This window comes from Parabacteroides sp. AF27-14 (assembly GCF_003635425.1).
Classification (GTDB): Bacteria; Bacteroidota; Bacteroidia; order Bacteroidales; family Tannerellaceae; genus Parabacteroides; species Parabacteroides distasonis.
This window is the reverse complement of sequence record NZ_QTLZ01000016.1, coordinates 77,549-102,533: the sequence shown is the minus strand read 5'-3', so window position 1 is coordinate 102,533 and position 24,985 is coordinate 77,549. Positions and strand designations below refer to the sequence as shown.

General features: G+C 42.3%; 17 protein-coding genes. 8 read left to right on the top strand and 9 right to left on the bottom strand.

Going from position 1 to position 24,985, the window contains the following annotated elements:
- Positions 1–34 precede the first annotated feature (34 nt).
- From DWY79_RS15735 to DWY79_RS15725, 3 genes are read right to left on the bottom strand one after another with little or no spacing between them, the layout of a single operon-like run.
- Positions 35–1,219, bottom strand: a complete 1,185-nt coding sequence (locus DWY79_RS15735; RefSeq protein WP_036651518.1) for a class I SAM-dependent rRNA methyltransferase — start codon at positions 1,217–1,219, stop codon at positions 35–37.
- On the bottom strand, positions 1,220–1,801 hold the full coding sequence (locus DWY79_RS15730) for a 3'-5' exonuclease (RefSeq protein WP_005855416.1): 582 nt from the start codon (positions 1,799–1,801) through the stop codon (positions 1,220–1,222).
- On the bottom strand, positions 1,798–2,346 hold the full coding sequence (locus tag DWY79_RS15725) for a DUF5063 domain-containing protein (RefSeq protein WP_005865156.1): 549 nt from the start codon (positions 2,344–2,346) through the stop codon (positions 1,798–1,800). Before DWY79_RS15725 ends, DWY79_RS15730 begins: the two co-directional genes overlap by 4 nt.
- 211 nt (positions 2,347–2,557) lie before the next feature.
- Between DWY79_RS15725 and DWY79_RS15720 the strand changes: the two genes are divergently transcribed.
- Both DWY79_RS15720 and DWY79_RS15715 read left to right on the top strand, forming a co-directional pair.
- Positions 2,558–3,943 (top strand): aldo/keto reductase, encoded by a 1,386-nt coding sequence (locus tag DWY79_RS15720; protein WP_005865158.1) that lies wholly within the window; start codon positions 2,558–2,560, stop codon positions 3,941–3,943.
- A gap of 21 nt (positions 3,944–3,964) precedes the next feature.
- A complete protein-coding gene (locus DWY79_RS15715) occupies positions 3,965–5,485 on the top strand; it encodes a 4Fe-4S binding protein (protein WP_122369675.1) in 1,521 nt (506 codons plus the stop codon).
- Between the two features lie 144 nt (positions 5,486–5,629).
- Here DWY79_RS15715 and DWY79_RS15710 read toward each other — a convergent pair whose 3' ends face one another.
- The 6 genes from DWY79_RS15710 to DWY79_RS15685 all read right to left on the bottom strand — a co-directional run bounded on the left by DWY79_RS15710 (position 5,630) and on the right by DWY79_RS15685 (position 17,254).
- A complete protein-coding gene (locus DWY79_RS15710; protein WP_122369673.1) occupies positions 5,630–7,231 on the bottom strand; it encodes a sialate O-acetylesterase in 1,602 nt (533 codons plus the stop codon).
- Positions 7,225–9,765 carry a hypothetical protein gene (locus DWY79_RS15705; protein ID WP_122369671.1) on the bottom strand — a complete coding sequence of 847 codons (2,541 nt, stop codon included), beginning with the start codon at positions 9,763–9,765 and terminating at the stop codon, positions 7,225–7,227. Before DWY79_RS15705 ends, DWY79_RS15710 begins: the two co-directional genes overlap by 7 nt.
- A 37-nt stretch (positions 9,766–9,802) precedes the next feature.
- Positions 9,803–11,239 carry a RagB/SusD family nutrient uptake outer membrane protein gene (locus DWY79_RS15700; protein WP_057319663.1) on the bottom strand — a complete coding sequence of 479 codons (1,437 nt, stop codon included), beginning with the start codon at positions 11,237–11,239 and terminating at the stop codon, positions 9,803–9,805.
- A 21-nt stretch (positions 11,240–11,260) separates the two neighbouring features.
- Entirely contained in the window at positions 11,261–14,461 is a 3,201-nt protein-coding gene (locus tag DWY79_RS15695) for a TonB-dependent receptor (protein ID WP_057319777.1), read from the bottom strand.
- 28 nt (positions 14,462–14,489) lie between these two features.
- Entirely contained in the window at positions 14,490–15,947 is a 1,458-nt protein-coding gene (locus DWY79_RS15690) for an L-fucose/L-arabinose isomerase family protein (protein WP_057319664.1), read from the bottom strand.
- A gap of 80 nt (positions 15,948–16,027) precedes the next feature.
- Entirely contained in the window at positions 16,028–17,254 is a 1,227-nt protein-coding gene (locus DWY79_RS15685; protein WP_057319665.1) for an MFS transporter, read from the bottom strand.
- 185 nt (positions 17,255–17,439) lie between these two features.
- Here DWY79_RS15685 and DWY79_RS15680 point away from each other — a divergent pair, with 185 nt between their 5' ends.
- The 6 genes from DWY79_RS15680 (at position 17,440) to DWY79_RS15650 (ending at position 24,966) form a co-directional block, all read left to right on the top strand.
- On the top strand, positions 17,440–18,216 hold the full coding sequence (locus DWY79_RS15680) for a GntR family transcriptional regulator (RefSeq protein ID WP_057319666.1): 777 nt from the start codon (positions 17,440–17,442) through the stop codon (positions 18,214–18,216).
- A gap of 174 nt (positions 18,217–18,390) precedes the next feature.
- Positions 18,391–20,910, top strand: coding sequence for a DNA translocase FtsK (locus DWY79_RS15675; protein ID WP_122369668.1), 2,520 nt, complete (start codon positions 18,391–18,393; stop codon positions 20,908–20,910).
- 2 nt (positions 20,911–20,912) lie between these two features.
- Positions 20,913–21,587 (top strand): LolA-like putative outer membrane lipoprotein chaperone, encoded by a 675-nt coding sequence (locus DWY79_RS15670; RefSeq protein WP_121961075.1) that lies wholly within the window; start codon positions 20,913–20,915, stop codon positions 21,585–21,587.
- A gap of 37 nt (positions 21,588–21,624) precedes the next feature.
- Positions 21,625–22,578 carry a thioredoxin-disulfide reductase gene (trxB, locus tag DWY79_RS15665; protein ID WP_005865171.1) on the top strand — a complete coding sequence of 318 codons (954 nt, stop codon included), beginning with the start codon at positions 21,625–21,627 and terminating at the stop codon, positions 22,576–22,578.
- A gap of 111 nt (positions 22,579–22,689) precedes the next feature.
- Positions 22,690–23,466, top strand: coding sequence for a glycerophosphodiester phosphodiesterase family protein (locus DWY79_RS15655; protein WP_122369666.1), 777 nt, complete (start codon positions 22,690–22,692; stop codon positions 23,464–23,466).
- Positions 23,467–23,478: 12 nt separating this feature from the next.
- Positions 23,479–24,966 carry a glycoside hydrolase family 10 protein gene (locus DWY79_RS15650; protein WP_008771635.1) on the top strand — a complete coding sequence of 496 codons (1,488 nt, stop codon included), beginning with the start codon at positions 23,479–23,481 and terminating at the stop codon, positions 24,964–24,966.
- Positions 24,967–24,985 lie beyond the last annotated feature (19 nt).

Below are 24,985 nucleotides of genomic sequence, written 5' to 3'. Positions count from 1 at the left end.
AACAAAGAATTAGTTTTCACCCAAAGAGCATATCTTATTCTACATACAATACCAAACCTTTCAGATATTCACCTTCCGGATGGTAGATATTCACCGGATGGTCTGCGGGTTGGGTTAATTGATGCAAGATACGAACGCTACGGCCGGATTGGGCGGCGGCGCTAAATACAGCTAAACGGAAGTTTTCCTTGCTGACAACCTGTGAGCAGGAGAAGGTAAACAAGATTCCTCCCGGCTTGATCTTCTCGAAAGCGATCGCGTTTAATTTGCGATACCCTTGTAAGGCGTTACGTAGTACATTCTTATGTTTAGCGAACGCAGGAGGGTCCAATATGATTAAATCATAATTACTTCCCATTTTTTCCAAATACTTAAACGCGTCTTCCGCATATGCCTCATGACGGGGATCTCCCGGGAAATTCAACTCGACATTCTTTTTCGTCAAAGAAATCGCTTTCGCCGAGCTATCTACGGAATGAACCACCTTAGCGCCTCCTCTCATCGCATAGAAAGAGAAACCGCCCGTATAACAGAACATATTCAATACGGAGCGATCTTTTGCGTAATGTTCCAATAAAGAGCGATTCTCCCGTTGATCCACGAAGAAACCTGTCTTTTGGCCTTTCTGCCAGTCTACACAGAATTTCAGTCCGTTTTCTATAGCGATATCTTCCACTTCGCCTCCGAATAAGTAACCATCTTCGCTACCTAAATTCGCTTTATAAGGTAAAGTCGCTTCCGATTTATAGTAGATGTTTTGTAAAGTATCGCCCAATACCGCTTTCAAAGCCTCCGCGATCTGATGACGGGCATAATGCATTCCTACCGAATGTGCTTGCATAACCGCCGTATGCGCATACATATCGATCACCAATCCCGGTAAGTTATCGCCTTCACCGTGAATCAGGCGGAACGTATTATTATTTTCTACCCCAGCCAGCCGCAAGGTCTTTCTGAGTTCGTAAGCGATACGGATACGTTCAACCCAAAAAGCATCGTCGATGGCGATTGGGGTGAAAGATAACACACGTACGGCGATACTGCCGATTTGGTAATGGCCGATCGCCAAAAAACGCTGGTTCGCTCCGTATACCTCTACCAAGTCACCCTCTTCCGGATCGCCTTCAACAGATTGGATCGCTCCGGAAAATACCCATGGATGGAAACGCAATAGCGATTCTTCTTTCTTAGGCTTGAGAAAAACTTTACAATACTCCATTTATGCTTGATTCAATAAATTATATATTCTTAGGCAGGCCCAAGCATCGAGGGCCGCATATTTCTTTTGTGAGTCTGTCAATACATCCGCCTCCCAATTCGTGAGGCGTTGTCCTTTTGATATCTTTTTTTGGAAAAGTATCGCATATATCTTTTGCAGGCTGGCATCCTCGATGCCGAACTGGCCTACGTAATTCTGTAAATCAAGGAAATTGGCGGGTTCTATATCCGAACGCTTCCGTATCGCCCCGAAATCATCCCGTAAAGATAACCCGATCTTTAAGGTCGAACTGCTTTTCAGGAATTTCTCCAGAGATTCCGGTATACCGATATGATTCAAGCGGAACAAGAAACAAGTATCATCCGTTGATATCTGCATCAATGAGATCTTGTAACGCTGTCCCTTCTTAAAGCTGGGACGGGTCTCCGTGTCAAAACCGACGATCGGAAAACGCAGCAAGTACTCTACGGCCTTGTCTGCCTCCTCTTTACTAAGGATCGTAATGATACGTCCCTTGAATTCCTCTACGGTAAGTTTCGCTATTTCCTCTTTAGCAATTGTATGTATAAATTGTTGTATCATTCTTCCTCTTCATTCTTTTCCAAATCCTCATCACCACTGTAACGCACAGCGTGCAACGCTTTCAAGGCATTCAATAATTGCTGTCCCCAGTATTCTTGGAAGTTCGTGCGGCACAAAGCGATAGCCTCTTGCATAACTTCCTCGTTTCCTTGACGGAATAAAGATACGAAATTTCCTGTATCTTGATAGACATCAGCCAAGTTCTCGGAAATAAATGCTGCGATAGGAGTATCGCTATACCGCATATCCGCATGAAATGTTTCCAGATAGGAATCTCGTTCGCCAAGCAAACCGGCTATCCGTGAACGAACCGACTCGTACATGTCTTCTGAAACGGAAAGCTCGAGTTCGGTTTCCTCTTCAGATTCCACTTCGGGCAACAGGCTGGCCTTTAAGTATAATAGAGGCAGGAGTTTTGTCGCCTTATCTACGAAGTCGAAAAGCCCGGTATTTCCGGCGGTCTCAACAAAGGTACAATATTCCAGTGCTACCGTAACAAATTCTAGCGTGTTGCGCTCGTATATCGGATTTTCTTCTTTTTCCATGTGCCTGTTCGTCTAATCATTCTTGATAACAATTCGCAAAAATACAACAAAAATCCGTTTTTTTCGTGATAAAGTCCCGAATATTCTTTTTAGTCGGGGATTGCTCTCCTATATATTTCCTGTTTTATTATTTTTGTGCAATTAATAGAAGGAATGTTAATGATAGACTAATGTTGGATATACTAATTAGGATAAAAAAACCGATCGAGTTATGAGTTCATGTGGAAAGAATGAGAACCCTCAAGAGATGAATCGCCGTAAATTCTTGAAGGTATTTGGGGGTGGGGCTGTCGCCTCTTCGGCGGCGCTTTACGGTTGCGCTCCCAAGAATGAGCCGGGGGCGGCTGTGGCGTTAGGTGAGGTTCCTACCGATAAAATGACCTATCGCCAACATCCTACGAATGGCGATAAGGTTTCTATTTTAGGATATGGTTGTATGCGTTGGCCCTTGAAACAAGGATCGGACGGTAAAGACCAGATTGATCAAGAAGCCGTGAATCGTTTAGTGGATTATGCGATAGAACATGGGGTGAATTACTTTGATACTTCTCCTGTTTATGTACAAGGTATGTCCGAGAAAGCGACCGGTATCGCATTGGCACGCCATCCTAGGAACTCCTATTATTTGGCCACTAAACTGTCAAACTTCCAGAACTATACGAGAGAAAACTCGTTGGCGATGTATCGGCAGTCGTTCCGTGATTTGCAAACCGATTATCTGGATTATTATTTGCTTCACTCTATCGGTGGGGGGAATGGTATCGAGCTTTTCAATGACCGCTATATAAATAATGGAATGCTTGATTTCTTGGTGAAAGAACGGGAAGCGGGACGTATCCGTAACCTAGGTTGGTCTTTTCATGGGGATGTAAAAGTGTTTGATTATGTGTTGGATATGGGCGTGAAATGGGATTTCGTTCAGATCCAGCTGAATTATCTGGACTGGAAACATGCCTCGGGACGTAACGTAAACGCTGATTATCTGTATGGCGAATTAGAGAAGCGAGGTATTCCGGCGGTTATCATGGAACCGCTATTAGGAGGTCGCTTATCGAATGTTCCGGATCATATCGTTGCTCGTTTGAAACAGCAACGGCCTGAGAATAGCGTGGCTTCATGGGCTTTTCGTTTCGCCGGCTCTCCGGATGGGGTCTTGACGGTGTTAAGCGGCATGACGTATATGGAGCATTTGCAAGATAATATCCGTACCTATTCCCCGCTTATCCCGGTAACGGACGAGGAGAAAGACTTTTTGGAAGAGACGGCTCAGCTTATGATGAAATATCCGACAATACCTTGCAATGATTGCAAATATTGTATGCCTTGTCCATATGCATTGGATATTCCGGGTATTCTCTTACATTATAATAAATGTGTGAACGAAGGAAATGTTCCGAAAAGCGCACAAGACGAAAATTACGCGAAAGCTCGTCGTGCCTTCTTAGTCGGTTATGACCGGAGTGTCCCAAAGTTGCGTCAAGCGAACCATTGTACAGGGTGTGAGCAATGTAATCCTCATTGTCCGCAGGGTATCGATATCCCCAAAGAGATGCAGCGTATCGATAAATTCGTGGAAGAGTTGAAAGTGAATGGTTAACCTTTAAACAAATGGAAAATTATGTTACGAAAAATAAGAATATTCGCCGCCACCTTTTGCTTTGTGCTGATAACCCTGTTATTTCTTGATTTCACGGGTACGATTCACGCTTGGTTCGGATGGTTGGCAAAGATACAGTTTTGGCCTGCGTTGTTGGCTTTGAATGTCGGTGTTGTGGTAGGGTTGGTAATCTTGACTCTTTTATTGGGGCGTGTATATTGCTCCGTTATCTGCCCTTTAGGGGTATTGCAAGATATCATTTCGTGGTTTGCTAGTAAACGGAAGAAATACCGCTTTTCCTATTCTCCCGCATTGAAGTGGGTGCGTTATGGAACCTTGGTTATTTTTATATTGGCTTGTATCGCTGGTATCGGTTCCTTGGTAGCGTTGATTTCGCCTTATAGCGCTTATGGGCGTATCGCTTCTAATTTATTTGCGCCAATCTATCAAGAGGGCAACAATTTATTGGCCTATTTCGCGGAACGTATGGATAGTTACGCATTCTATTCGGTGGACGTATGGGTGCGTAGTCTGGCTACGATGGGAATCGCTATTCTGAGCTTTGTCATATTAGCGATTTTAGCTTGGAGAAATGGACGTACGTATTGTAATACGATCTGTCCGGTAGGTACGGTTCTCGGTTTTTTGTCGAAGTATGCTTTACTTAAACCTCGCATTAATACAGATAAATGTAATGGTTGCGGATTATGCGCACGTAAATGCAAGGCTTCCTGTATCGATTCTAAGAATCATGCGATCGATTATAGCCGTTGCGTGACTTGTATGGACTGTTTGGATAATTGCCGTCAAGGTGCGATTTCGTATACGAGGGCACGCAAGGCTGATAAAGCTACTTCGGTAAAAGAATCCTTAACGAAGGACACTACGGATGTTTCCCGCCGTCGAGCCTTGTCAGCTACGGCATTGGTAGCCATGTCTTCCGTTTTGCATGCCCAGCAGAAAAAACTGGAGGATTATGTGGAGATGAAGAAAGACGGAGGCTTTGCGCCGATTAAAGAACGTAAAGAGCCGAATCGTTTGGCGTCATTGGTTCCTCCCGGAGCCTTGAGTATCGGGAATCTGGCCCAACATTGCACGGGGTGCCAGCTTTGTGTATCTGTCTGCGAGAATCATGTCCTGCGTCCGTCTACGGATCTGATGAGACTGATGCAGCCGGAGATGGCATTCGATAGAGGGTATTGCCGTCCGGAATGTGTGAAATGTTCGGAGGTCTGCCCGACGGGAGCGATCAAACCTATTACGAGAGAAGATAAATCTGCTATACAGATCGGTCATGCCGTATGGGTAAGAGATCTTTGTATTGTCAATACGGACGGTATGAGTTGTGGTAATTGTGAACGCCATTGCCCGACAAAATCGATCCAGATGGTGGCGAAAGATCCGGCAGATCCAAAGTCGTTAAAGATCCCGGTGATCAATACGGAAACTTGTATTGGTTGTGGTGCTTGCGAGCATCTTTGTCCATCTCGTCCTCAAAGTGCGATCTATGTAGAGGGTCACGAGATGCATCGTATGATTTGATAAATACTGAGTGGCCGAAGGGGAGACGGCAGCCTTTTTTATTAGCGGTATAGCCATCGTTCGTAAGTGCTAGTGCTTATGGGCGATGGCTATACTGCTTTGGGGCTACGTGAGTATAGGCGTGGCCTTGTGACAATAGTCGTGTCATTTATATGCAGTCCGGAAGGCCTGTTCTGCCAGTCTTTCTCCGATTACCTTTTTGTTTCTTGGATGTACATCGTATTGATCTCCAATGTCTAGGGAATATACCATTCCCGTATTTGCTAATGAGATTTGCTGTTTCTTCCTGAAAGTTTGTTGAACGGATTCGTCTCCAAACATTTCCGGACCTGGAATCAAGGAGATTTGCACATATAAGAATGGCATTTCTTTCTTTCTCCATTTGTTGCGCCAATCTGTAATCAGAGACTTGAACATATCCGCATATAGGTCTGGTTTCCAAACATCATTTTCCCCTTGATACCAAATGATGCCTTTTATATTGTGATTCAAGCACGGGTGGATCATACCATTGAACAAAGCGCCTAGATTGTTTTGATACTCCGGCTGAGGCTGGGGAATATGGTCTGCTATGGTTAGCTCCCATTTCCCTGTTAACTCAGTTTTATATGCGGTATCTCTGGTGGAGATGAAAAAGCAGCTTTTATCTCCTTTTACGGAGGGTGCTCCAAAAGGTTGCGCCAAGCGGATGAGCAGTTCGTTTTTCCCTGGGCAAATGCAGGATCTTGGAACACGGGTGATGGCCGGTTCCGGATACATGAATTCTCCGATCTCTTTGCCGTTGAAAAAAAGGATACTTTGCCTATTTAATACTCCTAACGACAAGGTTAATGACTCTTTTGCGTATGTTTCCGGAATATCGATCTCTTTCCTTAACCAAATGACATTAGGTAGGGAGGATCGCATATTGTTCAATTCGATCGTTTCCCATGCGGAATGAGGTAATTCGTGGATTTCTAGAACTTGTTCATCCCTGGGAATAGATATCTGGCATTTTCTTTGTTGATTAGACATAAAGGCTTTCATCACTTTGTCTCGATCTGGAATAGTGGAAGGCCTTATATCATTCAAGGAATCCTTGAATTGATTCAAAACCTCCTTGCTTTCCCAAGTCAGAATAGAAGTACCCGCCCATGAGCAATTGATGATACCTATCGGTATTCTCAATCGTTTGTGTAATTCTTTTGCGAAGAACCAAGCGATAGAGGAAAACGTGCGGATCGTTTGAGGATTGGCTATCTCCCATCTCTTTTCTGGTACATCTTCAATTTCTACGGCAGCGGGATATTTCGGTACGGAGAATAGCCGGATATCTGGATAATCGGAATCTGATATCTCCTCTTTATACCGATAGATGCTTGAATGGGGCAACCATTTCCAGCCCTCCATCGGATGTTCCATATTGGATTGTCCGGAAGCCAGCCATATATCGCCAACTAATACATTCTCGAAGGATAATACCTCACGTGCGGTCTGTATGGTGAGAACGTAAGGTCCTCCGGCTTTCGCCGCAGGTAATTCGAGCTTCCATGTTCCGTTAGCGTCTGTGTGGCATGATACTATGGATTCATGAAATGTTACACGAATGGCCTCTTGGGGAAGGGCTGTTCCCTGTATGACAATCGGTTCTTCTCGTTGAATAACCATATTGTCAGCGAACAAACCTAATACTTGAAGTCTGCCGAAAGCGGCAGACCCCGAATATATCATGAAAATTATGAAAAGGAACAAGGTTCTGTTTACCATACTGCGATTAATTCACCTGTTATATCCGTAAATTCGTAATAAGTTCTAGAAAAATCTGAACCTTTTTTTAATTCCAGTGAAGGTTTGTTATAGGGATAACCAATATTGTTGACAACCTTGAAATTGGCATCATCCACTCCCGGGTAGATTCGGACGGTCGCTTGTTTTAATCCGTTAATTCCTATTCTACGTTTTACTTTCCACTCAACTGGTGCTACTTCATAACAGGATATAATTCCTTTTTCCTGTTTTACAAAAACACGACATTCCTCTTGGTATGATTTGGGCATCCGATAATGTGCGATACCGTTTCTTAGCTCTGTTTCATATCCGGTAAAGATCGGTGCGCCTTGTGGAAATAGCCATTGTTGCTCTATGGTCTGGTTTGGTGTAAATCCGGAGAAATAGAACGCATTGTCATTTCTGGAGATGCAGTTGATTGGATTCCTCATGTCGGCCTCCAGTTTGTCAAAGTAAACGCTATATCCCATATTGTTCAGAGAATATCTTAACAAGGATGAGCCGTTAAACCTTTGTTTCGGATTATCGGGAGTCAAGAGATGTCCTCCTCGGTAAGTGGCCGAATTGGTTCCCCGTAAGTAGACAACCATACCACCATTCCAATCCTTCTCTTGTCTCTGGATAGCGATATCCCTTTTCTGGGCTCCCATGAAGGCTTGGGCCAAGACTTTAGTTGATGGATCGCTAGTATTGTTTACTAGCGTTTCGATACCTCCTCCAGACATATCTTCGTTATGTCTGAGAATCGAGGAACCGGGTGTCTTGATAAGGTCTGAACGCAACTGCGTCTGTACTCTCATCTCCCCTGAAATAGGTTCTACCTGTTTGATATTTAGGAAATCAAGGAACTTTTGGCTCGCATGCGAGGAGGGGCCATAAACGAATAATTTCCCTCCCTTCTTGACAAACTGTATGAGCTGCTTTTCTAAATCGGATCCTGCGTCGGGTACGATTGAGACTAGGATAGATTCATCAAAGGTTTTTTTGCCCGCTTTCATTAATTCTACGAAATTCCCGGTAGAGACAACGGTGTTCAAAGGAAATCCGTCATTGATGGCTTGTTGGATAAACCAATCTCCATAATAAATTTCTTTTACTCGCTCCGGTTGCTTATGGGCCCAATCATGATATTCGTCAAAAGGATAGACCCAAACAATCAAACCCGGCTGGTCTGGCGCTGTCCTGCGGCCTTGTAGCAGATGGGGTATCATCTCGGATGGAACTTGCTCCGGCATGTTACCATACGAGTCATCAATAGTCAGCAACGTGAAATGAGTAGGCAATTTGACCTTCCCCTCTCTGTCTATACGGGCGACAGCCATAGGTAAATAGATGTCGTGAGCCTCTCTTCCGTAACGATCGAGCCAAGGGCTGTTTGCCCACCAGGGATCATGTATATAGTATCTGAACAAATAACGATCGTCTGGTAATTCTGAGATACGAGACATATAGCCAGCCAATTCCAGTCCAAAATTACCATCTAACGCAGCCCAAGGTGAGTTAGGCGGTGGCAACAGATTAAAATTGCCATTATAGATCGCCTTTAAATCAACGCCATCTTTTGCTAAGTCGGCTCCGACAGAGATATTTGTACCACGTGTTTCGATTCGGATATCTGGACATTCCGCTCTGAATTTGTTCCAAAAGTCAGTAATCTTCTCTCGGGTATCGTTCAACTTTTCCGGATGGAACTGTTTACCATCGAATACAGCTCCAGTGGATCCCCACGTTTCCATTCCAAATCCAAGTCCGTTGGAGAACCAAAGGAAGTCGAATCCCATATCTGTTAAGAAATGCTGGCTTTGTTTTCCGAAGAACGTACCGAAAGGAGTACCTTGCGGAATACCGGAAGGATAGCCGGCATAATGTTCTTTATCTTCATTGAGGGTTGCGTAACAACAAACGAACGTTTTAGCTCCCATTGTATTACCCATACAGATCTCCGGATGTTTCTTGTATTTGAATTCGGATTTAGCGAATTCAGGACCCGGGTCAAATGTCTCCCCAATCCGGACAACTTTTCCAGTCAATCGCTCTCCATGTCTTTTTAAAGCGGATACGATATATTTCAAGTCTCCATACGTGTATTGAGGAGGATTCGGGATATAATCATAAGCGCGTTGATGTAGGCTTAATTCTTTGGGCCCTGAATTAACTTCATGGTCTGTATTCGGATTTCCTACATATTGAGACCATTCTAAACGCTGGTTGTCATCTCCGGTATAATTTAATATCTCGGATCCATCTGCGGTCCACAGCATAACAGAGATTGTATCTGCGTGTCTTAACAGTGGAGCCCATTGGATGAAAACATTTCTACAAACTTGATCAATGGAATCCCGATTATTCACTTTGAAAGGCTTTAACGACATCTCCAAGTGGATGTCGTTAAAAGATTGGATTCGTTTGTCGAGATCATATTTATCCTTGAATAGATCACTTTCAGAGCTATTCCTGCTACAAGAGGGAAGCAGGAATAGAAGTGATGCGAATGCTAAGATTGTCTTATTCATATTGTTTTTTATATAAGATTGAAATGTAGAAAATAGATTAATATCCGGGATTCTGTGTTAAATTGGGATCAATATCTCTTTGATTCTGTGGTATGGGTAATAATAGCCCATATTCTTTCGCAGAGAATGTTAACCCTAAATTTTTAAAATCTTCGTTTATAACATCCAACAAACGGTCTGTCCTTTTTAAATCAAACCAACGATGCCCTTCAAAACAAAGCTCCAATTGACGTTCTTTTTCTATTGCTAAACGTAATTGACTTTGTGATAATCCCATTAGACTTGAAACTTGGGCACGTTGTCTTATTTGGTTGATATAGGGTAGGGCCTCATTTGTCTTGTTCAATTCATTCAAAGCTTCCGCATACATTAATAATACATCTGCGTAGCGTAATAAGGTGAAGTTAACTCCTCCATCTTGCATTGTTGTCGCAGAATAATCAACGAATTTCTTGCAAAAGAAATAATCAGTAGTAGTTCCATCGTTCATTGGTAATTTGTTTCCCAATCCAGCATCTCTTCTGATATCTCCTTCTTCGTATGCGTTCCATAACGTTATACTAGGAACACATCTTCCTCCACCAATTATTCCTCCAGGAAAAACATCCATATTAATCACATTAGGATAGAAATTTCCAAAATCAAATCCTTCCCCTTGATTTCCAGATGCAAATTCAATTTCTAAGATAGACTCAACTTTATCATCATTTCCTTCTGAGAATAATGAAGCAAAATCAGACTCTAAAGAATAAGCTTGCATATCAATTACTTCTTTTAATTTTTGAACTGCTAGATCATATTCTTTCTTAGTTAAATAGATTTTACCCAGTAGAGTTTTTATGGCTCCGATGGAAACTTTTCCTTTATTGGATGGAATTTCATCATTAGCTAATAATTTTTCTGCGTCTGTTAGATCATTTAATATGAGTTTATAAATCTCTTCAACTGGTTTACGACTAAAATCATAATTGTTAATTTCATTTGGACTTGAAAATTCTTTGGTCGAAATAGAAACATCCCCAAAAAGACGAACAAGTTGAAAGTAGGATAAGGCTCGAATGAATTTGCATTCTCCTTCCATTCGAGATTTTGATGTGAAATCGACATTAGACAGTCTGTTCAAGATAGTATTGGCTCGACTGATCGTACCATAGTTGTTATTCCAGTAGTTATTAACGTAAGCATTTGTTGGAGAAAGAGTCCAATAATCGAATCCAGTGACATGGGATTCTGCTTGTGGTAATTGGAATGTGGCATTATCTGTTCCTACTTCATTTACCCACATTAAATTTTGCGCATACGATTGTAAACCAGAATAGAGACCTACTATAGCTGTTTCAAAATCAGCTTCATTTTTCCAATATCCTAATTCATTGATCTGATGTTCAGGTTGTAATGTCAGGAAATCAGAGCATGAGGTGATTGACAGTGAAAGTAACCCCAGACAGGCATATTTTATTAAAACCTTTTTCATGATATTATAGTTTTTAATTTATTAAAAAGCGACTTTTAAACCTAATGTATATACTCTTGGTGTTGGATAGACACCTCCATCCATACCTGCGGATGTAACAGAGTCTCCAGATTGACTGGCTTCGGGGTCATATCCAGGATAGCCTTTAGTGAATGTATATACATTAGAGATATTAAAATATGCATTTAATCCTTTCATTCTTATTTTACTAAGCATTTCTAAAGGGAAGTCGTAAGAAAGGGTTATATCTTTAATACGTACATAGGAGGCATCAAAGATATAGCGTGAGGATGCGGATTGGCCTAAGGCATAATCAGAACGAATAGCTCTTGGAATAAATCCATTACCTGGATTTTCAGACGATTTCCAACGATCATTAATAAGAGCGGATTGATTTTGTACACCTGCGAGATTCATTATAACTTCTCCAGCGCCGAAATAATTTTCTGCACCATGTGAGCCATTAATAAAAACGCTTAAAGTTAGATTTTTATATCTAAAGCTATTGGTCAATCCCCATGTGAAATCGGGAAATGGAGAACCTACGATTGTTTTGTCTGCGGTGGTTATCTTTCCATTGCCATCTACATCTTCAAATTTTAAATCACCAGGCTGGGTGTTAGGTGTATATATGGGTCCCTTCTTCACATCCTCTTCATCTTTAAATACACCTACAACATGCATTAGGTAAAAACTGGAAATTGATTGACCGACTTCGGTGATATATTTGTCAGAGATGATTCTTCCATTTTCTGTTGCTAATTTCTTAACTTTATTTTTGTTTGTGCTGATATTGAATGAGGTGTTCCAAGAAAAATCCTTTGTGTCAATGTTTACTGTATTTAATGCAAACTCGAAGCCTTTATTTTCGATTTCACCTACGTTCTGCATAGAACTTCCAAAACCGGAAGCGATTGGTAAATTTACGTTTAATAATAGATCAGTTTTCAAATTGTAATACCAATCAGCTATGATAGAGATTCTATTTTGGAATAATCCCAAATCGATACCTATATCTGTTTGTTTTGATTTTTCCCATGTCAGATCATTGTTAGCTAATGTACTAGGGGCTAATCCCGGGTATATTTTATTTGCATTTGCATAGTTGGATATTCCTAAAAGTGCGATTTGTCTGTAATCACCGATATTATTATTTCCAGATACACCATAACTTGCCCTTATTTTTAAATTGGATAAGGCTCTAAGGTTTTTCATGAAGGTTTCTTCTGAGATTCGATATCCTACAGAAATAGAAGGAAATGTACCCCATCTATTATTGGATCCAAACCGAGAGCTACCATCTCTACGAACAGTGGCAGTTAACATATATTTATTGTCATATACGTAATTTGCCCTAGCAAGCAAAGAGACCATTGAGCTTTCATTTTTGAAGTGAGTTCCTGTGTTGATTGTTCCCGCTGATAAATAATGCACATAATCAGTTGGGAAATCCGTAGCTCCTGCTGATAATTGCTTATAAGTGTTTTTCTCTACTGTAAAACCTGCGACTACGTTTAAATCATGTTTTTCATTGAAGACTTTTTTATAAGTTAATGTGTTTTCATTTACCCAACTCAAGCCTTTTTTGTCAATGGATGCAGCTGTAGCAGGACTTGCTTTTTCTGCCCAATTTCCAATTTGAGACGATTTCCAAAGATTAGTTTCATTGAGATTGAAACTTAAACCAAAGGTCGTCTTGAAATTTAAACCATGCATAAATTCGTAGTCCAGATAGTTATTGACAATAACATCTTTTTTCTCTCTTTTATCGGAGAAGTTTTCTGCGATGAATAGAGGATTTTCAATAGGAGCACCCATTGGATCTCCAAATTCAGAATTATAGCTTCTATCTTCTGCGTAAATAGGTAAGAGAGGATTCATACCTAATGCGCATTGAATCATGCCTCTTTGTCCTAGAACGCCTTCTGTTCGAGCAAAATCTCCATAACCATAAGATGCTGCGATATTGGAACCAAATTTTAGATGTTTGGTTAATTGAGCGTCAATGTTAGATCTAATATTGAATCGTTGATAGTCAGATCCGATTACGATACCATCTTGATCAAAGAAACCTAAAGAAACCATGTATTTTATATTCTCAGTTCCACCGGTTGCTGATAATTGATAGTTTTGTACTGTAGCTAAACGGAATATAGCGTCTTGCCAATCCGTTCCTTCGTTAGGGAGAAGTTCAGGATTACGAAATTCTGGTCTAACCCAAGTGTTGGAAGTTCTTACGTCATTGGGATCACTGGCTTTGCCTCCTGCGTAAATCCATGCGTTATCTCTACCTTCCGCTACATAGGCTGCGTATTCACGTGGGGAGAGCAGATCAACTTTATGTGCTACTTGTTGTACACCAATAGAGGCATCTATATTAATGGTTGTTTTTCCAACTTTTCCTCTTTTTGTTGTAATTAAGACGACTCCATTGGCTCCTCGAGATCCGTAGATGGCAGTAGCTGAAGCATCTTTTAATATCTCGATTGATTCGATGTCTGAAGGATTAATTGTGCTTAAAGGGTTGATTTTTTCCATGGTCGAATTCGCCATACCATTAGCTGTGTAACTATTGTTTGCGAAAGCAGACATGTTGGATCCTCCTCCTCCGTTACCAATAGGGTAACCATCGATCACATATAAAGGTGAATTTGATCCGGAAATAGAACTGATACCACGTACCATAATATTGATATTTCCACCAGGAGCTCCAGTAGTTTGCGTAACTTGTACTCCTGGAATTTTTCCTTGCAATGATTGGTCAAAACTAGATGTAGGTGTTTTTCCTAAGTCTTCGCTACTAACAGAGGCAATGGCTCCTGTTAAATCTTTTTTCTTCTGTGTACCATATCCCACAACGACTACTTCATCAAGTACCTCTACATCTTCTATTAGTATGATATTGAGTACTGTTTTGTTTCCGACTGGGGTTTCTTGTGATTTATAACCGATGAAGGAAAAGGATAGTATAGGATTCTCTGTGGTTAGATTCAACGTCCAGTTTCCTTCAACATCTGTTATGACTCCGTTGGTTGTTCCTTTTTCAATCACGTTTACACCGGCGATTCCGTAACCGTCTGTGCCTGTGACTTTACCTTTTATTGCTCCGGGTGCCGCATAAGCTACTATATTATAAAAAGCAAAACAAATCAAGAATATCAAGTGGGTAATTTGCTTGTATCTGATAGGGGACTTGTTAACTGTTTGAATTCGTTTTTCCATGATTCTCAGATTTAAATTGAATTTAGTTTTAATCAGTTGGTATAATCTTGTATTCAAGATTTAAGTATTTAGCCAATTTGGCTAAAGTCGCTGCATGATGTCCGATACCTAAGGCGAAATGGTGCGTAGGAGCTTCATTAACCCATCTTTTCAGGAATGTCCGTACATCGGGTTGAAAGAATCCTCTTGTGTTCGTATTGCCGGTAGGAGGTATGGGACCGCTAACGGATTCTCCTTCTGCGATGATGAATTTAAATTTTCCATCGTAGGTGGAATTGATAGATAAAAGCGTGATAGGACCCTCCTTTATCTTGAATTCTACACCTGCTCCATTACCTGGCTTTCCATGATATTTTTTTAGGCTGCGTAATACCGGTTTGCCTTCCGCTATCGAGATGTTGTGCGGGCCGTCATGTCCTACTAATACGAAGCCATCAGTAAAGTCGACCGGATGAAATTCTGCGAAACTGCCACCTATTCCCATGCGATCCATGATCATCAACGCAATCAAGGTTTTTAAGTCAGACTCACCACACATCGGGATGTGCCGGGCGGTTAATAAAGAGTTTCCTACGATCAAGTTTGTCATTAATTGACGTATTGAACTGTTCTCCGCTCCATCGAAATAGTATGCGAGGCCAGTCAGATTGTTACTGTTGACAAATTTGTCTAAAGCCAGACTGGCTTTCGCTGCCACGCACAAGTCCTCGTCACTTAGTTTCATGGAGATTGGATCTGATACAGGTTCCGGCGTGTCGAAGAATTGGAGTATTTGTTTTTCTTTTTCCTTAATTTCTTCGTCCGTGAGCGACTTCATGTGACGTTGTAACTCATTAGGCTCATAAAAGATGACGTGTGAGCCAAAAAAGGTCGTGAGCATCGTGGGGTCTGTATTCATATCCAGCATGGAGTTGAGAGGATGGCCGATATGTCCCAATTGTGCATTCCTCAAACCATGCAATACGTTTGCGATTCGGCAGTATTCGTATATCTCGTTATCTACCATTTCGTCATCGTGTAAGGTGCCGATAATTGTTTCTGGAATCGGTCTGCCCAGGCGAGAGGCTACACCCGTAAACTCTGGTAAGGCACAGATATCATCGTTTACCAGTTGCATATACGTGCTGGCCTGTTTGTAGTCCATCGCTTTTAACGGTTGCAAGGCGACCAAAACAATAGGGCATCGTACAGAGGCCGCAATGACACCAAACGTACCGGAAGTTGCGTAAGTGAGCATATCGCAAAAGAGGAAATCAAGGTTTGCTGCGATGATTTCTTTCACTTTTTTATAGGCGACAGCAGGGGAATCAATCATCCCGAAACGAATGATATCTACTTCGTTTTGAGGAAATTTGCGGATAAACATCTCTTCTTTCGCCAAGAGTTCTTCTAATAAACCTGGGAATTGCGCCCAATACACATCATATCCGACACTGAATACTCCGATACGAGCTTTCCCTTTTCTCTTCTCTTTCATTCTGTCCATATTAACGTTTGTTTGTTTGATAGTTAACGCACTATGTTGATTTGTATGTAATGTTACAATATGAGTCTGTATACGCTTGTTTATTTTCCCGTATGGATACCTTCTCGTAAAAAGAAAAGGAAGATAAGAAAAGCGATAGGGTACATGATACCCGAATAGATCCACAGAGGCGCATAGGTATAATTGGTTATTACAACCCCCATGAGAGGATTGATAACCATGGATGATACCGCACCTGCTGTTCCGGATAAACCTACGACCGTAGATGATTTTGTCGCGCCAAAGATATCACCAATTGAGGTTATATAGTTTGTGATCCAGATGCCATGTGCGAAGAAAGCTAATGACATGACGAACATGACGATCAAGGAGGTATTAAGCATACCAACGGAAAGAACGGGCAGGGTTAAGACTGCTGCGATTCCCATGGCGATTTTTCTCGCTTGGCTTGTGTTGCCTGTCTTCTTTTGTATTTGGTCTGATAGCCAACCGCCTATAATATTTGCGATACCCAAGGCTAAGAATGGAATCCACAAAATATTACCTATATAATCAAGGGAAAGACCTTTGGATTCGTTTAAGTATTTGGGAATCCAGAACATATAAAAGTAAAAGATGGGATCTAACAGGAAGCGGATCAGGATGAACAAAAGAGCGTTTTTGTTCTTTAGTAAATGGATGAGATCCGAGAGCTTTAAGGGAGAAGCCACGCTTTTTGTCGCAGGATTCTGCTCTTTGGAATATTTGTTTGTCAGTCGTAACCAGAAAAGCACCCAGATTATTCCTAAAGCTCCGCTGATTAGGAATAGCATGCGCCAATTGGTATGGCTTAAGATGAAAGCGCAAAGAGGAACTGCCACTACCGCTCCAATAGCAGAGCCTCCTATGGCTATTCCGTTTGCGATGGCATGCTTGTGGCTGGGAATCCATTCGATAACCGCCTTGATAGCTCCGGGAAAACATCCTCCTTCTCCCACTCCCAGTAAAAAACGGAATGCTCCAAAGTGGAACGTATTTGTTGAAAGAGCATGTAAAGCCGTAGCTAAAGACCAGAACCCTACAGAGAATGCAAGTCCTAGGCGGCTTCCGTATCTGTCGATTAACACACCTCCCAGCGTGAACATGATCGCATAGCTGATAAGGAAGCCTGAATTTATAAAGCCATATTCCGTGTCGGTGATATGCAGATCGTCTTTGATCCGGATGATGGAGATGGATAGAACTTGGCGATCCATGAAGCTTAAAGCGGTCGCAAGCAACAGCATCAACGAGATGAGCCAGAATATTCTTCTTTTTGGAGTTTTCATACTTAACGCACAAAGTTTGTTTTTTGCAAATATATGAGGTGTATATTAAAAAAACAAGTTTCGTGAAGTTTTTTTGAAAAAATAAATGATAAAAAAATAAAACGTTGTATATTTGCGGTATATAAATTATGTGTGCTGCTGTATTTGTTAGTGCATAAAGTTTTTGATATAGGTTTAAATAGTAGATGATGAAGAACAAATATCCGAAATATCTAGAGATAAGTAAAGCGATTATCGCTAAGATTGAATCGGGAGAGTTGCTCCCGGGCGATAAGGTCCCTTCAGAAAATGAGCTTATTAATATGTATAAGATAAGTAATACGACTGCAAGAAAAAGCCTTTTAGAAGTAGAGTTACAGGGGTGGGCTAGCCGGATTAAAGGTAAAGGCACGTTCGTTTTGAATCGTTCTGAGGATAAACATCTTACTCGTATGTTAGGATCTTTTCACGCTATAAAGGAAAGTTTTAATGAGAATCTGATCAAAGAGGGATTCACTCCGAAAAATGTGACATTAGAGAAAACGATTATAGATAATGGTATCTCTATCAATATCAACGGGAAAAATTATATCATCGAAGGGAAAATTCTAAAAATACGTCGACTTCGTTATGCGGATGATCTATTGCTGAAGGATGAGACACGGTATGTTTCTATGTCTCTTTGTCCCCGAATTAATCTGATGGAGCTTAATCAGGCGTTTTTGAAAATTTACGAGGATAAGTATCATTTACAACTAGATAGTGTACAAAGAACGCTTGGCGTAACGATAGTTTATCCAGAGGAGGAGAACAATTATTTCGAAAATGATCTTCAGCTTCCCGTGTTTATATTGGATAGTGTGGTAGTTTGTGAGAATCAAAAAGTAGTGGAAATAGAGCATTCTTTTTATCGAGGGGATAAATATAAATTTTCCCTACACACCAAGCCGCAATTGATAACTGGCAATGGACGGATTTCATGATGATAGTCAGGTAGTCAAAGTTGTTTAAATCTATCCCTAAAAACATGTACGTCTTTCCGTAAAAACATGTACATGTTTTTCAGAAAACACGTACGTCTTTTTTTCAAAGGTTCGTCAGACTCGATTTTTCTATGTACATTTGCGTGTTATAAAAGAATTATTGAGAAACTATTTATGGCAAAGAAGACAACAACAACGAAGCAAAATCATACAGAACCGAGCTGGTTCGCAGCCTTGAAGACTTTTTTTACAAATGAACGGACCCGTTTCATTACAGGTTTGATTATCTCTATACTAACCATTTACGTAGGGCTTGCCTTGATTTCGTTTTTCTTTACAGGAGCTGCCGATCAAAGCAAAATAGAGAATGTTCCTTTAGGTGATTTATTGATCAATCGAGGATCGGTAGAGAATTGGACGGGCGTACGCGGGGCGTATTTGTCTGATCTGTTGATGAATCGTTGGTTCGGTATCTCTTCTTTTATGATCCTCTTTTTCTTGGGATCGGTTGGGGCGAAACTCATGAACTTAAATAAAGTATCCTTGTTGAGGCGTTTTTTGTTTAGCGCTTCGGCGTTGATCTGGGGATCTGTGTTTTTTGCTTTTATATTTATCAAGGGATATGAGGATACGTTTATTTATCTAGGCGGTCAACACGGATATTACATCTCGGAGATGTTTATTACCAATATCGGAATCCCCGGTACGATCTTGCTTTTATTAGGCTCATTCTTAATCATCGCTATTTTTACCAGTAAGAAGACAATCCCGTTCTTACAGCGCGTATTTTCTTTAGGTTGGGTGAAAGATCGTTTGAAACGTGAAGGCGAGGTAGATGTCGATCAGACGGAAAAGGAGGATAATGTAATTCCTCGCTCTAAGCCTGTCGTAGAGCAACCGGATGAACAACCGGAAATGGATGAGTATGAGGAGTTCGATACGGAGGCTGAATTGTTGAAAGCCGAAGGGAAAGAAAACCGTAAAACAGTACCGGAATATAAGAACGAAGAGGTCGCTGTTGCTGATGATTTAGTAGTTACGATCGCTCAAGGTGACGACGATCCGATAAATGAAAAGACAGATGAGATAAATACCCCGGAGTCAGAGGATGAGGAGGATGCCGGATTTACGGTGGAAGTTGCCGCCGGTAATGATGAGACCTACGATGCCTCGGCCTTGGGTACGTATGATCCCCGTTTGGATCTTTCCCGTTATGTATTCCCTACCTTGGACTTGCTGAAAGCGTATGATAGTGGGAGCATGGAGATCAATCGGGACGAATTGGCGGAAAACCAACGCTTGATCAAGCAAGCCTTGGAAGATTTCAATATAAAGATCGCTTCGATCAAAGCGACAGTCGGACCTACGGTTACGCTTTATGAGATTGTACCCGAGGCGGGTGTCCGTATTTCTAAGATCAAGAACTTGGAGGATGATATCGCCTTGAGTTTATCCGCTTTGCAGATCCGTATTATCGCCCCGATGCCCGGAAAGGGAACGATCGGTATCGAGGTGCCGAATAAGAATCCTCAGACGGTATCGATGCAATCTGTTATCGCTTCACGCCGATTCGTTGAGGGTAAGTATGAGTTGCCTGTGGCGATGGGTAAGACGATTACGAACGAGGTGTTCATGTTCGATCTTTGTAAGACACCGCATCTATTGGTAGCCGGTGCTACGGGACAAGGTAAGTCTGTCGGTCTAAATGCGATCATCACTTCCTTATTATATAAGAAGCATCCATCGGAGTTGAAATTCGTGATGGTAGACCCGAAAATGGTTGAGTTTAGTATCTATTCCAAGATAGAACGTCATTATCTGGCGAAACTTCCGAATGCGGAGAAGCCGATCGTTACGGAGCCAGCTGACGCTGTCGCTACATTGAACTCGTTGGTGATCGAGATGGAAGACCGGTACCGTTTACTGGTGAACGCGAATGTTCGTAATATAAAGGAATACAACGCTAAGTTTATCGAACGGCGGTTGAACCCGCAGAAGGGACATCGCTTCTTACCCTATATTGTGGCAGTGGTGGATGAGTTTGCCGACTTGATCGCGGTGGCCGGACGTGAGATCGAGTTGCCTATCTCTCGTATTGCGGCGAAGGCACGTGCGGTAGGTATCCATATGATCTTGGCTACGCAACGCCCGGATACAAAGGTGATTACCGGTACGATCAAGAGTAACTTTCCGAGCCGTATTGCCTTTAAGGTTGCTTCTATGATCGATTCACGTACGATTCTGGATGCTCCGGGCGCTAACCGTTTGATCGGACGGGGCGATATGTTGATTGTCGTGGCGGGACAAGAGCCGGTTCGTGTGCAATGCGCTTTTGTAGATACGCCCGAGGTGGAGGATATCGTGGATTATATCGGTGAGCAGGCTGGCTTCCAAACCGCTTATCTGCTTCCGGACTATGTACCGGAAGGGGGAGAGGCATCGACTTCGGGAGCTGTCGATTTATCAGATCGAGACCCCTTATTTGACGAGGCGGCTCGCTTGATCGTGATTCAGCAACAAGGTTCTACTTCTTTGATCCAGCGTAAATTCGCTATCGGTTATAATCGTGCCGGACGTTTGATGGATCAATTGGAGGCTGCCGGTATTGTTGGCCCGTTTGAGGGAAGTAAGGCACGTCAAGTATTGGTGCAAGATGAGTATTCGTTGGAGCAAGTATTAAATGCTTTGAAATAAATATGAGAAGAGAACATAAAATAAGAGTGTGGCGGTGTATCGCGTTTGTCGGATTATTCTTGTGTTTCCTGTTGGGGTTAGGAGTGGGGGCGCATGCCCAGAACGCGAATGATATCTTGGGGAAGGCTGCTGCTGCTTATGAGAATTCGAACGGGATAAGCGCTTCTTTTACGATGTTTACCCGTTCTGCCGGTCAAAATGCGGGAGAGAGTTTTGAGGGAACCATCCAGATGAAAGGTGATAAGTTTACATTAGTCACGCCGGATGCGCTTACTTGGTTTAATGGTACGACGCAATGGACGTATGTGGAACGGAACGATGAGGTGAACGTGACGAATCCTACGGGAGAGGAGTTACAATTTACGAATCCTGCTCTTTTATTAAATAGTTATAAGAAAGGATTCACGGCAACATATAAAGGCGAGAGTACGGCACCGAACGGAAAAGCCGCTTACGATGTGGAATTGACACCGAAGAAAAAAGGGGATATCGTGAAAGTGGAGTTGCAAATCGAGAAATATTCAAATTTCCCGGCTCGTATCACGGTTACTTCTAAAAACGGCGTTAGCAGTACGATCCAGATCAGCCAATTGAAAACAGGTATAAACCAACCGGATCGTTTTTTTGTTTTTAACGAAGGGGATTATCCGGACGTAGAGGTGATAGACCTTCGATAATAGAGAATTGAAAATTGATAATTAATACTTAGATACTATGAGCGATTCAGTGAATGAGAAAGTACGTTGCCTTATTATAGGCTCGGGTCCAGCAGGTTATACGGCAGCGATTTATGCTTCCCGTGCAAATTTATCTCCGGTGCTTTATGAAGGAATACAGCCGGGGGGACAATTAACAACAACTACGGAGGTGGAGAATTTCCCGGGATATCCGGACGGTATAACCGGTCCTGAGTTAATGGAAGATTTAAAAAAACAAGCCGTCCGTTTTGGTGCGGATATCCGTTTCGGTATCGCTACCGCCGCTGATTTGGGTGAGGCTCCTTATAAAATTACGATTGATGGTGAGAAAGTGATCGAGACGGAGACTTTGATTATCGCTACGGGTGCTTCCGCGAAGTATCTGGGTCTTCCGGATGAGCATAAATATGCGGGTATGGGTGTATCCGCTTGCGCTACTTGCGATGGTTTCTTCTATCGTAAAAAGACGGTAGCGGTAGTGGGTGGTGGAGATACGGCCTGTGAGGAAGCGATTTACTTGGCTGGTTTGGCGAAGCAGGTTTACTTGATCGTGCGTAAACCCTATTTGCGTGCTTCAAAAGTAATGCAAGAACGTGTCTTCAAGACTCCGAATATCACGGTACTTTTCGAGCATAATACCTTAGGTTTGTTTGGAGAGAATGGCGTGGAGGGTGCTCATTTGGTAAAACGTATGGGAGAGCCGGATGAGGAGAAAGTGGATATCGCTATCGATGGTTTCTTCTTGGCGATTGGCCATAAACCTAATTCGGATATCTTCAAGCCATGGATAGATACGGACGAGATCGGTTATATCGAGACAGTTCCGGGAACTCCCCGAACGAAAGTTCCGGGTGTGTTTGCTGCTGGAGATGTCGCTGATCCCCATTATCGTCAAGCTATTACCGCTGCGGGAAGTGGTTGTAAGGCTGCTATCGAGGCTGAACGTTATTTATCAGAGATCGGAAAATAGTTGACAGTTGACAATTGATAGTTGACAGTTGCGACAAGCGGTATTTAACTGTCAACTGTCACTTGTCAACTATCAACTGTCACTTGTCATTTGTCAACTAATTTAATTTCCATGAATTTAAAATCTACTCTTCTTTTGCTACTTTGCCTGATGATGGCAGGAATGGTAGCGGCAAAGGATAACACGAAAGTGATCGCCCATCGGGGGTATTGGAAAACGGAGGGCTCTGCTCAGAACTCTATCCGTTCTTTGGAACGTGCCAGCGAGATTGGTGCCTATGGCTCGGAATTCGACGTACATCTTACGGCGGACAATGTGCTGGTAATATTCCATGATAATGATATCCAAGGAAAACATATTCAATCCTGTACTTATGATGAATTGAAAGATTTGCAATTGAGCAACGGCGAAAAGCTCCCTACTTTAGAGCAATATTTGAAACGTGCGAAGAAATTGAAGAATGTCCGGTTAGTTTTAGAACTGAAAGCTCATGAGACCCCGGAACGCAACCGTGAGGCTGCTAAAGCTGTTGTAGATATGGTGAAGCGTATGAAATTAGCGAAACGTACGGATTATATATCTTTTAATATGGATGCTTGTAAAGAATTCATCCGTCTATGTCCGAAATCTGAGGTTTCTTATCTGAATGGAGAATTATCCCCGATGGAATTGAAAGAGCTTGGTTTTACAGGATTAGACTACCATTATAAAGTCTTGCAATCTCATCCGGATTGGGTGAAGGATTGTAAAGTCCTAGGCATGACTTCGAATGTCTGGACCGTAGATGACCCTAAATTAATGGAAGAGATGATCGATCTGGGAGTCGATTTTATTACGACTGATTTACCGGAAGAGACTCAAAAAATACTACATTCGCGGGCTCAATAAGGCATTATAAAGATGAGAAAGTTTTGTCTGTTGCTTATCCTGTCGCTGGCTTTACCCGTTTTTTGTCTGTTACAAGCGGTAGAGCCTCCCAAAAAGGAAATTCGTGCGGTTTGGTTGACTACGGTTTATGGTCTGGATTGGCCTCATAAACCGGCTACTACCGAGGCGGGACGAAAAGCCCAGCAACAGGCATTGCTTGATATCTTGGACCGGCTTCAAGAAGCGAATTTTAATATGGTCTTCATTCAGGCTCGCTTGAGGGGAGACGTGATGTATCGTTCGGCTATCGAACCAGTCAGTAAGACATTCTCCGGTAAGTATGGAGAATTACCGGGATATGATCCACTCGCTTTTGTCGTTGATGAATGCCATAAGCGGGGAATGGAATGCCATGCGTGGTTCGTGACTTTCCCGTTGGGAACGGAAAAAAGCGTGAAGGAGCAAGGAAAGCTTTCCGTGGTTAAAAAGAAACCAAAACTCTGCAAACGGCATAATGGAGAGTGGTATTTGGACCCCGGCGTACCGGAGACCGCTGATTATATATTATCCTTAGTCAAGGAGATCGTGAATGGCTATGATATAGATGGTATCCATTTCGATTATATCCGCTATCCCGAAGAGGCGAAAACATTCCCGGATAAAGCGCTGTATAATAGATCCGGTAAGAAAAAGTCTTTGGCAGACTGGCGTAGGGAGAATATCAACCGGATGGTTTACCGTATTTACGATTGGGTAAAGCAAACGAAACCTTGGGTACAGGTGAGCAGTTCGCCACTCGGGAAATATAATCGTATTGAACGGGTACCTAACGCGGGTTGGACCGCTTACGAAAGTGTCTTCCAAGACCCGAAGATGTGGATGCAACAAGGTAAACAAGATATGATTGTTCCGATGATGTATTACCTGCATAAGAATTTCTTTCCTTTCGTGGATAATTGGGTGGATAATTGTAACGGGCGTTTGGTCGTACCCGGCTTGGGAGCTTATCGGATGGACAAGAGTGAGGCGGACTGGGCCGTGAATGATATAACGGACCAGATCGATTATAGCCGTTATTACGGAGGAGCCGGCTGTGCGTTCTTTCGTTGTGGAAATGTCCTGTATAATGATAAGGGACTCTATAAAGAGTTGAGAGACAATTACTATAAGTATCCGGCCCAATTGCCTCCGTTGACTTGGCTGAATGATTCGGTACCTGCCGCTCCGGAGGGCATCAAAGTGGAACGTTTAGATGATGAGTTGCATTTAACTTGGCAGAAACCTGTGTCGGAAAAGCAGGATTTAACTTATACCGTTTATTATTCATTGACGGATTCGATCGACACGGCTTCGGCAAAATCCATATTAGCTACGAATATTTATGGCAACGAGCTTTTTCTTCCTATCGATGTGGAGTCTGAACGTGGGTATACATTTTCTGTAACGGCTTCCACCCGTTACCGGATAGAGAGTGAACCTTCTCCGGATACCTATTATTACCTGTCTAAATTTATCAAGTAAAGGGGGCATTTTGATTTCG

Coding starts and splice junctions, on each gene's coding strand:
- DWY79_RS15685 (WP_057319665.1), bottom strand. CDS start 17,254: ATGAAAACTCCAAAAAGAAGAATATTCTGGCTCATCTCGTTGATGCTG.
- DWY79_RS15650 (WP_008771635.1), top strand. CDS start 23,479: ATGAGAAAGTTTTGTCTGTTGCTTATCCTGTCGCTGGCTTTACCCGTT.
- DWY79_RS15655 (WP_122369666.1), top strand. CDS start 22,690: ATGAATTTAAAATCTACTCTTCTTTTGCTACTTTGCCTGATGATGGCA.
- DWY79_RS15720 (WP_005865158.1), top strand. CDS start 2,558: ATGAGTTCATGTGGAAAGAATGAGAACCCTCAAGAGATGAATCGCCGT.
- DWY79_RS15715 (WP_122369675.1), top strand. CDS start 3,965: ATGTTACGAAAAATAAGAATATTCGCCGCCACCTTTTGCTTTGTGCTG.
- DWY79_RS15735 (WP_036651518.1), bottom strand. CDS start 1,219: ATGGAGTATTGTAAAGTTTTTCTCAAGCCTAAGAAAGAAGAATCGCTA.
- DWY79_RS15680 (WP_057319666.1), top strand. CDS start 17,440: ATGATGAAGAACAAATATCCGAAATATCTAGAGATAAGTAAAGCGATT.
- DWY79_RS15675 (WP_122369668.1), top strand. CDS start 18,391: ATGGCAAAGAAGACAACAACAACGAAGCAAAATCATACAGAACCGAGC.
- DWY79_RS15710 (WP_122369673.1), bottom strand. CDS start 7,231: ATGGTAAACAGAACCTTGTTCCTTTTCATAATTTTCATGATATATTCG.
- DWY79_RS15670 (WP_121961075.1), top strand. CDS start 20,913: ATGAGAAGAGAACATAAAATAAGAGTGTGGCGGTGTATCGCGTTTGTC.
- DWY79_RS15695 (WP_057319777.1), bottom strand. CDS start 14,461: ATGGAAAAACGAATTCAAACAGTTAACAAGTCCCCTATCAGATACAAG.
- trxB (WP_005865171.1), top strand. CDS start 21,625: ATGAGCGATTCAGTGAATGAGAAAGTACGTTGCCTTATTATAGGCTCG.
- DWY79_RS15730 (WP_005855416.1), bottom strand. CDS start 1,801: ATGATACAACAATTTATACATACAATTGCTAAAGAGGAAATAGCGAAA.
- DWY79_RS15700 (WP_057319663.1), bottom strand. CDS start 11,239: ATGAAAAAGGTTTTAATAAAATATGCCTGTCTGGGGTTACTTTCACTG.
- DWY79_RS15705 (WP_122369671.1), bottom strand. CDS start 9,765: ATGAATAAGACAATCTTAGCATTCGCATCACTTCTATTCCTGCTTCCC.
- DWY79_RS15725 (WP_005865156.1), bottom strand. CDS start 2,346: ATGGAAAAAGAAGAAAATCCGATATACGAGCGCAACACGCTAGAATTT.
- DWY79_RS15690 (WP_057319664.1), bottom strand. CDS start 15,947: ATGGACAGAATGAAAGAGAAGAGAAAAGGGAAAGCTCGTATCGGAGTA.